At 53.2% G+C, this 12,670-nt stretch carries 1 protein-coding gene; it reads right to left on the bottom strand.

Going from position 1 to position 12,670, the window contains the following annotated elements:
- Window positions 1-107: 107 nt before the first annotated feature.
- Entirely contained in the window at window positions 108-11,873 is an 11,766-nt protein-coding gene (locus FWG96_06330) for an InlB B-repeat-containing protein (GenBank protein MCL2032864.1), read from the bottom strand.
- Window positions 11,874-12,670 lie beyond the last annotated feature (797 nt).

The following is a 12,670-nucleotide window of genomic DNA, read 5'->3' as shown; positions in this document are numbered from 1 at the left end:
TGCTTATTGCACGACATTACTCAGAGCCTGCGGCGCCTGCATCTGGTGAGAAAAATGTCGGGGGTGAGGCCCCCTTTGTTGGAAAATGTTGTTAAAGGGTTTAAATCTCAGCGGCGCTCTATCGTCAGCTTGTCTGTCACGTCTCCTGCGGGTATGACATATTCTCCATTTTGATTTGGAGATAACGTCTTCCACTGCCCCTCTTCTCCGACACGGTAGGATACCGTTTCAGCGGGTCCTCCCTCCACTGAGAATGTGTACGCTCTCCTCCTGCGTGCTCTTTCCTTGCCAGCGATGGACGCTGAATAGTCGACCCTGATGACCTCGTATGTCCTTCTGTAGAAGAGGAAGATCCATATCAGGATGCCCAATATGACCAGCAGCAGAATGACCCCAATGAACCACCACATTAAGCTGTCGAACAGACCCTTGTCCTCCTTGAAGTAGAGTTCCAGCTGCATGTTCCCTGTGACACTGAACGAGATCACAGAGTCTGTGTACACACTGTTTCCGTCCTTCCACTCCTTGAACTCATATCCGTCATCCGCATATGCTCTGAGCGTGAGGTCGTCGTACATTGAAAGATTAACGGCTGCTGTATATCTTATGGGCGGTTCATTGTTCACGCTGTATTCGGCATGTCCCTTCCCTCCCATCACATCGATTGTCAGAGTTATGCCGGCCCTCGGATCTCTGACGCTCTTCACTTCTATGCTGTGATTCATGTTCACGGCACGGAAAGTGTAGAAACCGCGGTCTATGTATTCCTGAGAAAGAGTTATCCCATCTACTATCAGCGCAGATATCACAAATCCCTCAGCCGGTGAGAATTTGAAGGTCTGATTATCTCCTCTAAGAACAGCTACCTTTCCGCTAGGGAAGATCGTAGATCCTCCGTCGGCAGTAGCGGTGATGGAATAATACAGGAGCCCGATAGGCAGAGGGGTGAACACCGCGGTGAGATCAAAGTCCCCGTCCATATCGAAGGTATTGGTATCATACATAGCAGAGAAGGGCGCGGGAGTGCCGCTATTCGCAGATATATCCCAGTTAGAAAACTCCCAGGGGGGCGTGCTCAGTGTATCTGGTATGGCTTCAATGGTCACTTCCGTGCCGGGTGCGAATTCGTGGCTGAAAGGCGTGGTCGCCGTTTCGGTGAATCCTCCGATGGTCAGCTCGATCTTTCCATTCCCGTCAACGTCCAGGCCAAGGGTGAAGCCGGTGCCGTCCGCGAAGAATACCGCGGTGAGGTCATAGTTCCCGCCCATCCTAAAGGTGTTGTCCTCCGACAGAACAGAGAAAGGCGATGGAGTACCGCTTGTTGCGGACATCACCCAGTTAGAGAATTTCCACACAGGCGTGCCGGATGTGTCCGGCACAGCCTCTATAGTCACTTCCATGTTGGATGCGAACTCGTAATGGAATGGCGTGGTGACCGTTTCGGTGAATCCTCCGACGGTCAGCCCTATGGTTCCGTTGCCATCAACATCAAGGTCGAGCATAAAGCCTGTACCATCTTCGAAGAATGCCGCGGTGAGATCGTAATCCCCGTCTATCTCAAAGGTGTTGGTATCAGACAGAGAAGAGAACGGAGACGGAACACCGCTGGTCGCGGACATCGACCAGTTGGAGAACTTCCAGGCTGGCGTGCTCAGCGTGTTTGGTATGGCTTCGATGGTCACTTCCGTGTCTGGTGCGAACTCATGGCTGAAGGGTGTGGTCACCGTTTCGGTGAATCCTCCGACGGTCAGCCCTATGGTTCCGTTGCCAGTTACACCGAGTTCCAAAGTGAAGCCTGTGCCGTCCGCGAAGAATATCGCCGTCAGATCATAGTCGCCATCCATCTCGAAGGTGTTATCCTCCGACAGAACAGAGAAAGGCGATGGAGTACCGCTTGTTGCAGACACCTCCCAGTTGGAGAATTTCCATACAGGCGTGCCGGATGTGTCCGGCACGGCCTCTATGGTCACTTCCGTGTCTGGTGCGAACTCGTAATGGAATGGCGTGGTGACCGTTTCGGTGAATCCTCCGACGGTCAGCTCGATCTTTCCGTTCCCATCAACATCAAGTTCAAGCATGAAGCCTGTGCCGTCTTCGAAGAATACCGCGGTGAGATCGTAATCCCCATCCATCTCGAAGGTGTTGGTATCAGACAGAGCATAGAACGGCGAGGGAGTGTCGCTCATAGCAGACACCTCCCAGTTGGAGAATTTCCATGCCGGTGTGCTTACTGTGCCAGGTATGGCTTCGATGGTCACTTCCGTGTTGGATGCGAACTCGTGACTGAAAGGTACGGTCACCGTTTCGGCGAATCCTCCGACGGTCAGCCCGATCTTTCCATTCCCATCAACATCAAGGTCAAGCATGAAGCCTGTGCCGTCTTCGAAGAATATCGCTGTGAGATTGTAATCTCCGTCCATTTCGAAGATGTTGTCCTCCGACAGAGCATAGAATGGCGAGGGAGTGTCGCTGGTAGCGGACATCTCCCAGTTGGAGAACTTCCAGGCCGGCGTGCTTACTGTGTCGGGTATGGCTTCGATTATCACTTCCGTGTTGGATGCGAACTCGTGACTGAAATGTACGGTCACCGTTTCGGCGAATCCTCCGACGGTCAGCCCGATCTTTCCATTCCCATCAACACCAAGGTCAAGCATGAAGCCTGTGCCGTCTTTGAAGAATATCGCTGTGAGATCGTAATCCCCGTCCATTTCGAAAGTATTCGCTTCCGTCGTGGAGAAGAACGGCGAGGGAGTGTCGCTGGTAGCGGACATCTCCCAGTTTGAGAACTTCCAGGCCGGCGTGCCGGATGTGTCCGGTACCGCCTCTATGGTCACTGTGTCCCCGTCGCTGAGCCAGATATCCAGGTGATCAGTGGTGAAGGTGTGGCTGCTTATCGTTACTGAGATCATGCCGTCGCCGTTCACGTTAAGGGCCAGGTTGCGGTCATTGGAGCCATCGGTGAAGTTGGCCGTGAGACTGTAACTGTCTTCCATCTCTACGGTCTGCTGTGCCCCGGAACTTGTGTCGAAGTCATCCGGCATTGCCGAACCCGACCAGTACGAGAACCGATTACCCGCACCTGTTGCAACAGGTGTAAGTTTTATCTCCGTTCCGCCGTTGAACCATGTTCCCCCGCTGACCACATCGATCGGACCCACGGGGCCCATGGCCGTTTCTATCACCAGCGATATCTTGCCAGCCCCTGCTGTATCAAGTATAAGCTCTTGATCATCCGTTCCGTCGGTGAAGTATGCGTAAACGGTATAGCTGAGATTGTTCAGCGTGAATTCCCACGGATTGTCTATCGAAGCGATGAAGCTGCTCCAGTAAGAGAAGTGGTTCACAGGAGTGATCTGCGCGGCAATGCCCATCAACGATATGGTCAGATCCTTGCTCAGCCAGACCGTCTCGCCTGATACCAGCGGAACCGGTGATGCGGACAGGCTGGGGACCGTGAGCTCTACATTACCCAGATTGTCATCGAAGATCACCACCAGCTGCACGTCGTTCGCCCCGTCGGTGAAGTACGCCGTCTGTCCGTAGTCGCCGTCCATCGTGATATCCAAAGGATTCAAAGTGCCTGGCACCGTACCGGTCCAGAATGAGAAGTGGCGGGTGAAAGGCGAAGTTGACGGGACCGCTCCCAAAGATACCTGAGTTCCATCGCTCAAAGGTATGGAAACAGGTGTTGCTATTGTTCCGAATATAGATATGGTGTATATGTCTGTAAGAGTCTCAATTGTTGTGGATATCGATCCGTAAGCGGCGCCGTTCACGGCAAGCGAGAGATCATGATCTCCGTCGGTGAACACTGCTGTCGCATTGCGGTCTCTGCTCATAGCAAACGCAAGGACGTTCGACACACTGTCACCCGCATTACTGCTCCAGAACGAGAATACGCCCGTTATCGGAGCTGCGGTGAGGGTGACCTGAACGCCGTTGGATGCGTACGTTACTGTGTTTGAGTATAGTATGCCTATCACGCTGCCGTCGAACCTGACCTCGACGCTTCCGTCTCCGTCTATCCCTACTATGAGCATACGGGGGTTGTTCGAAGTGAAATTCGCAGTCATATCGTAGCTATCTTCTACCGTAACGGTCTGTCCGGCATTCATAGTGCTGATCGCAGGCATGCTGGTACCGCTCCAGTAAGAGAAGCGGTTCGGTGTTGCGGCGTCGTTAGACGCCGCCAGTTCGACCTGATCTCCGTATGAGAAATACCCTTTGTAAGACACGGACCTTACTTCGAATGATCCTCCTCCGCCGACCGGCGTCACTTCGATGTATGTTCCAGCGATGTATGTTCCGGCAGGACCTACTGCCTTCAGGGTCAGTTCGTAGTATGTTCCGTTTGTGAACACCGCCGTCAGATCATAGTGGCCCTCCATCTTGATCGTCTGCAACGTACCTCTGGATATGTCAAAGGAGGCGGGTATGTTACCTGCCACAGGTATGAGCCAGTACGAGAACTTATCAGGAACTGTCTCTGTTGCCAGCAGACCGACCTCCGTGTCCTCATTGAGGTACAGCGTCCTGCTTCCGCCCGATGCTATAGTGGATGTTCCGCTGCCGAGCACCACAGTGACCTCACCGTTGCCCGCTGCGGAAATATCCAGAGTGTACCACGGCACAGAGGTGAATACCGCTGTGAGAACGTAGTTGACATTTGTGGTGAACACCTGTTCCGTATCCTCCAGTATATCGAATCCGCCCGGGGTGCTGCCGGTGACGTTCCAATAGGAGAAGTAAGTGATGAGCGGGTTCACTGGTGCCGCTGTAAGCGATACAGTATCAGTGCTGTTGAAGTATCCCACATACGCTGGATCGGCCTCGACGATCGTGTGCGTATATGCCCCTATCTTCAGATCTATCGTCCCGGCTCCTGAGATATCCAGTGTGAGCGATCTGTGATCGATTCCGGTGAAGTTCGCAGTGAGATTGTAGTCGTCATTCATGGGGAAAGCGTTCTCGACTAACCCTATCCTGAACGTAGGGGGCACGGCTGTTCCCGACCAGTAGGAAAACTGGTTGTTAGGACCTGGTACCGCCTTTAGAGTGACACCGACGCCGGAATCGATGTTCACAACGCCCGGCATCATCGCACTGGTATATGTGAAACCATACATCACGGATGATATCTCGACCGAGACGCCTATTGATCCTTCGCCGCCCGCTATACTCAAAGCCAGGGTGTAAGGTGTGCCGGTGGTGAACAGTGCGGTTATGGTGTGAGAGTGATTCATTGTGAAGAATACGTCATCGCTGGCTCCATCACTCACGCCCTCGTAGTCACCGCTCCAGAATGAGAATGCGCTACTGCCTCCCGGATTGGCCTGCAGGTGAACTGTGGTCCCGGACGGTATTTGAACAGTGTATCCCGGATATGCTATGTACGTAGTGCCGCCATTGATCGAGTAATCGACCGTGCCGTTGCCGACGATGTTTATCGTCAGATCAAGAACGTCGGCACTCGTGAACATAGCGATTATGTAATGATCATCATCGATGTAGAAGGTCGACGGGTTTGTGCTGGTTCCGTCATCGGGGCCGTTCACCCAGAGATAGAAGGTGTCGTCCAGTGTGTCCGGGCGGGCCTCCAGCTCTACCAGGACTCCGTCGGTGACAGGTATGCCTCCCAGACCATAGAAGTCGGAGATCACTATCGGATAGCCGTCTATCAAAGCATGCACCTTTCCTGGCCCGTCCGCTTCCACATCCAGATCCCATGGCGTAACGCCTCCTGTTGTGGCTGCGAACACTGCGGTTATGTCATGCGCGATGCTCATCGTCACGTTCAGCGTATCCGATATGCCTTCTCTGGTGCCGCTCCAGAATGAGAACATATTGTCCGAACCGTATGCGTCGGCGGTCAGGACCACGACCGTGTCTGTGGTTATGTACATCTCCTGCAGCGACGTCACAGTCGTGACGGTACTGCCTCCGATGCCTATATCCACCTCTCCCGCACCCGCCGGATATATGTCGATCTTCAGGAGACGGTAGGAGGTCTCGGTAAAGTTCGCGACTATGTTATAAGAACTGCCCATGCCCACAGACTGCAGAGTGGGTTCTATGGGGTCGAAGCCCGCAGGCAGCGACCCCGCACCTGCGCTCCAGTAGGAGAATTTGGTGTATGCCCCCTCCACAGCCGTCAGGCCGACCGTCGCCGTGTTATCAAAGTATCCGGTGTACGATGTGACCGTCGAGCTTACGCCGTCGATCGTCACGGTTATGGTGCCCGTTTCGATCACGGACAGCGTAAGGGTGCTGTACCCCGGGCCGGCGAAAACGGCCGTCAGATCGTAGTTGCCGTTCATACGGACTGTCTGGGTCGTTCCCTTAAGGATGTCAAATGCCGCAGGGAGAGCCCCGACAACGCTCCAGTATGAGAACATGTCGCTGACGGTCTCCGCCGCCAGGGCCACGTCCGCTCCGGTGCTGAAGTAGAGTGTTTTTGCGGAAGAGATGCTCTGCGAGCCTCCGCCCGCCGCCACGATCACATTTATAGAACCTGTTCCAGCCCCTCCCACATCAAGGTCGAGGGACTTCTCGTCTCCTGCCGCGGTGAAGTTTGCCGTAAGGGAATAGGTGCCTCCCATTATGATCTCCTGCGGTGTGTCGAATATCCGGAAGCCAAGAGGCGATGCGGCGGTGTTGACCGTCCAATATGAGAAATTACCGCCCGCCGCCGTCGCGGATATCTCCACTTCCGTACCGGATGTGAAGGGTACCGTTACGCTGGTCCCCGAATATATCTGGTCACCGTCAACGGATACGCCCACTGTTCCGGGTCCTCCTGCCGTATCAAGTGTCAGGTAGACGGGCACTCCCACGACGAAATTCGCCGTGACCGCCTCGTCGCTGCCTCCCATAGCAAATGTCAGTTCCGGTTCGATACCTGGGTATGAGCCGCTCCAGTAGGAGAAGATGCCTCCTGCGGGAGGGGCGGGGGCCGCTTCCAATTCCACAGAGGTACCGGATGCCAGCAGGATAGTCAACGGGGCGCCGGCCGGAGTTACTGTGAACCCTGAAGCCGGTATCACCACGCCCAATGATGTGCTCAATGATTTGACGACCACATTTCCTGTTCCTTCTATATCTATCACAAGATCACTGCCGCCCGGCGCAAAGTATGCGTCGACAGAAACGGAGTTGATGCTGAGAGTAAAGGTCAGCGGGTTGGCCACTCCTCCGTAGGTGCCTGCCCAGAAAGAGAAGTCACTGCCGGGCACCAATGTCACTACTGCGCCCACTGGCAGGTTCCTGGTCCATGTCCCCGTCGTGACCGTTGTAGTAGGGTATGGGTCCCCATCGATGTATACCCCCACTGTTCCATCGCTGAACGGAACTCCGATGTTGACCTGCAGGGCGCCAGACGTTGTGAATACTGCATCGAGAGCGTGGTCCTGATCCATTTTCACATCAAAGGGGTTATCAAAACTGACCCCAGCGGTACGTCTCCAGAATTCAAATGGAGAGGCGTCGTCCGTTTCCACTGCTTCGAGTATCACATCCGTACCATCGCTGAGGTATATCGCCCGCACACCGCCTCTGGTTATATCATGTATGACATACGAGTCGAATTCCAGAGTTATTGTGCCGGTGCCTGTCACCGACAGCGTCAGAGTCCGGTCACTTATGCCTTTCGTAAACAATGCTGTGGCCGACTGGTTCCCTGTCAGGCTGAAGTAGACTGTGGGATCCGGACCAGACAGGGCGGGAGTAGAGCCGCTGTACCAGGCAGAGAAGTGTGACGGCAGACTCGTCGATGCGGTGAGCGAACCGGTAGCATTCAGAGGCAGTGTTATGGTCTTGACCGCCGGAGTATCATCCGTGGATTCCACCAGAACAAATGTCGTGGATGTTGCGGCGATAGTTATCGAAACGGTTCCGGGTCCTCCGTCCGTTCCGATCGTCAGGGCCCTGCCGTTGTTTGTGAAGTTGGCCGTTACGGAGTACGGAGCATCCATCTCAAATATCAGAGGGCTGTCCACACCCGGTTTGCTCCCCGACCAGTACGTGAACGCATAGCCGCCGGATGCGGCATGCGTAAGGGACACATACGTGTTCATCGGAATATTGACGTTTATGCTGCTCGTCGTGACGCTCCCCGTGATGGTCAATGAAGACGGAGAAGTGTAAGCATACGATGCGCTTCCTCCGGCGGCGGCGGTCAGCGTAAGCACGCGGACATCGGTCGCAAGGACGAACATGGAGTCTACCTCCGTATCGGCGCTGACCCTGAACGACCATGGATTGTTGCCGCAGTTGCCCAATGTGTCAGTGACCCAGTGTAGGAATGCGTAGTCCGGCATCGGTGCGGCGCTCAGCTCGGCCGTGTGGTCCTTGCTGACGTTAAAGGGTTCGCCGAACGGTATGTCGGATATCGTAAGACTGTTGACTTTAAGCCCGATAGTTCCCTTCACCGGCGCTTCTATCGTCAGGGTAACAACATTGGCCTCATCGTCATAGGCCGCTGTATAGCTGCGGTCTATGTTCGTCCCGTCTATGTTCGCCGTGAAGGCCTGGGTAACATAATTCTCAGTACCCCACCAATATAGGAACGCCTTACCAACGGGAAGCGGATCTTTCAGTTCAACATACGCTTCGCCGTTCGGTATGTTCATATTGCCTGACGACGGATATGTAAAGGTCATCGAACCATACGTCACATCCGCAGTTGCGCCCGCGCCGGGGTTGAGCGTAAGTTCCCAGGTGTCTACAGTGGACGCGAACATCACCGTCTGATAAAGATCGGAATTATCGCCGCTCGAAAGGATGATGCTGGGTTCGGTCGAGTATATGTCCCCTGTCCACGAAACGAACGCTCCGTCCAACGCTGTCACTCTGTGTTCGAGAGTTATGCTTTCTCCGTCCGGAACGAATATCGTTCCAGACTCCGTCAGTGTATTGGTCACGCCTTCTATGGTATAGTCGACCACACCGTACTCATCGCCGATGATGGTCACGGTCACATCATAACCCCTTATGCCCCAAACAGAATAGAAGTCGATCGTTGAAGACCCAGCAGGTATTGTGTAAATGTCGCCCGGATCGTATGCGGAACCGGCTGAGCTGCCAAGCCTCCACTCTACGAACTTGTAAAGTGCGGATGTCCATAGGACGTCAATAGGTTCCGGCAGGGTCATCGCGATCAGTTCCGTACCGTCCCGTTCCCACGGGTCATCGGAGACATTGTATCCGATGATGATGGGGTTATATCCTTCTCCAACAACACGCGTCAGAGATCTGGGGCCGGTTACGGTTGTGTCCTCTATGTACGTATAATCATCATGATAAACAACGTCTATCCTGTCGGCGTCCGAAGCCGTTATCACTAACCTCCCGGATATGTGCTGGCCTGTTTTGAACTCTATGTTACCATACGAAGTTTTGACGAGAACGGTTCCGGCAGCCAGGACAAGCGGGGCCTCGGACGCGAAATAATCATATTCTCCGCCCAGGCTAGTCACTGATTTCCCCGCCGTGTCGTCGTTGTGGTCTATATTGTGTCTTTCCACATACGATAAGGACCACGGGGCGACGGCTTCGTTCAAATGGGCTGTTTTCGCTCTGATCGATTGCGTGAACTCCACATTGTCGGCTATGTGCACGATGTCGTCCTCATATCTCAGCTTGTTACCCAGCCTGTACACGACGCGGTACATTGTCGTACCGACGTTTGTTTCCGCAACAACGGCGTCGCCTGAGACGGAGTGCTTGTAAGCAGTGAATGTTTTCACCAATCCGCTCGGGTCGTATTCGAGAGATATTTCATGAGGCGTGGTTTCATCCACAATGGGAAGGTACAGGTTAAGGTAGTCGTAGTACATCCCTGCCACATCCAGATTCATATGTCTTCCCTGAACATGGAAGTCCGCATATCTTTCCGTGTCGTTATATTCTGAATACAGGAATCCGGCTTTGCGGACGAACAACGACTGGGGATTGTCCGTTGGTTCCAGATCGATGACATACATCATAAGGGTCTTACCTTGGGAGTCTTCCACCACATACCCTCCGCTTGTCAGGTCCATGTTGCCGGATGCCCTTATAGATCCGCCGTTAATGATTGGAGATTTCCCGAAATCCCCGTTCGAGCCTATCGGAACATTCATCTCCGCGGTTCCGCGCGTTCTGGAGATGTTTATAACTCCTCCATCGATTTGAACGTAAGAGCCTGAATGGGGGGCCAGATTGCTCCCTAACGCCGCACCGGCGTAGGCGGCAGCTGTGCCTGCCGTAATTGAGACCCGCACGTTTACATTTCCGCCCGTTATATTCACGACTGATGGTTGTGTTTCCTCGGCACCGCCTCCTATGGCTGCACCTTGCCCTCTTGTGATAGTTCCGGTACATTTCCTGTCCACAAGCACGTATCCGCCGGATATCCTTACATCCGCTCCGCCTCCCGGCACGCCGGGCTCGGTGCCTGCACCGCCGCCGATACCGGCACCCCTAAGGGTGCCATAAATGGATGTGCCTGTTTTGGTCTGATGTATTTCAATGTACCCTCCGCTTATCGATACATAGTTTTGGCCGCCTGTCTCATTGACTCCGATCGCATGACCTGGCGATGCATAATAATATTGACCGGATGCCGCCCCTATTCCCGTTCCGGACACCGCTCCCGATGTCTGCTTTATTATAATCGTACCGCCGGATATATCTATGGTCCCGCTGTCTCCTGATTTTGAATTACGGTTGGAAGCCCCGCCAATAGCGGCGCCGCGCAACCCGTATGTGCCGTCCGAGCAGTCCTGAGATATATCGATCGACCCGCCGGTTATTGTTATGATGCCTCCGTGCCCGGCCCTTATCGATGTGTCGGATGCTCCCCCTCCCCCTATTGCTGGTGAATAAACGGCAAGAGTAGAATTCTGATAAGATTCGATCTTGCCACCGTGCATTTCGAAGACGCCTCCGTCCCCGCCGCTCGCATAGCCCCCGTCGGTCCGTCCTCCGCCGCCGATGGAGGCCCCGCGCAATGTAGCGCCGCCAGAGTTGTGGTACAGTTCCAGCGATCCTGATTCTATTCGTATGTGCCCGCCTTTCTCTCCGGACTGCCCCGCGCTTACGCCGCCGTTGCCTCCGATCAAAGCACCCGTCGATATGGCCGCGTTTGTTCGGCTTATCTTTAGGCTTCCTTCACCCTGTCCCGTTATTATGACGTCAGAATAGCCAGATCCGTCCTCGACGGCCCTTATGGCCGCTGAAGAAATAGAGTTGTGTATTATGGTGCTATCGCCGACCAACTGAAAAATCACTTTGGCCCCTGGGTTTATATTCACTTTGTTATTTCCTGCGGCCGTTCTACTATCGTTTATAGAAATAGCATCTAAAACGACATACAGGCGATAATCATTCGGGTAAGGAGTGTTATTTGTTAAAGTGAATACAATGCTCCCCCATCTGAACCCGCCGCTGCTGGAAAATTGAATTATGTTGCTCTCCAGGATCAGCCACGTACTCCATGTGGTGTTAGCATCATTTGTGGCTACGCGGTATTTGTATGCGCCTGAACCGCCATTTTCGTCCGGGTCCCACGTTATCTCTCTGTTTCTGTCTTGATCCGTGGCTGCGTTGGTCAGCAGAAACTTCGATGCAGACGGTATCTCCTGCCATTGAGCATAGAAAACGACATCGGTGCTCCCTATGAAGAATCTGTCCTCGTAAGGCGTTGTGAAGCCGTATTCGACAGTTCTGTGATCATCAAACTCAGTGGGAGACGAACTCCAACCTACAAACACATAACCTGCTCTGCTGGGCAGAGGATCGAAAAGCACCTCTGAAGAATCCATTCCTATCTCAAATGTTGTGGTATCCGGAACGGGTCCGAATCCATTATTGGCGTTATATGAGACCGTCCTCAAAGGCGATCCGCCGGTGTATTCTGTATTGAACTATACTGCAGTGAAAGGCACTGCGACCATTATTAACACTGCTATTATTGCCGTTGGTGCGGAAACACGTCCGCCTATACTAAGATGTAATCTAATACTGCACCCCCCCTGTATCATCATTCCCGACTCATTCTGCCGATTACGGAGTTTCTCCGGAACGATATTAATTGCAACAGATTACGTAACACCGTATATAATTTTTGTATATTTTATCCCTTTTTTATGCGTATTTAATATAATTTGTATACGCTATACTCCATTGAAGGCCGTTGTCTATGGCCTTTTACGTCAAATGGATCCGTAACGCAAAAACTTTCATCGATGTTGACTAATATTAACACAGTATGAAACAAAAATACGCCATAGAACCAATCTAGTGGCCATGATCATGAAAACATACAGGAACCCCTTATGTGGCCACTATCGGAATACAAATACAGCCACAAGGAGCGTGGACCGCAACGCCCGCAGTCCGGAGCATCGGTACCCCTCGTATGAACGACGCCACTGTTTCCATCGGATACCTCCGCGTTCTCCAGTGTGCGGCGACCTTCAATGGGGCCTTTCACCTTTTGCAGAATCGGTTTTGCTGAGCCGAAACCGTACCTATCACATACGGACGTACAAAACACCCCGCCGGCTGCAATGACATATACCACGCGGGAACGTGGTTCAGAGGACTAAGAGAACGAAATCTACCTATATATGCAAGCCCATTTTCCGTCTAAGGTGATAAAATCAAAACCAAGTACATAGCAGCAATAGTG

It is taken from the genome of Candidatus Methanoplasma cognatum (genome assembly GCA_009777615.1).
Classification (GTDB): domain Archaea; phylum Thermoplasmatota; class Thermoplasmata; order Methanomassiliicoccales; family Methanomethylophilaceae; genus Methanoplasma; species Methanoplasma cognatum.
This window is presented reverse-complemented; position numbering and strand designations above follow the sequence as displayed.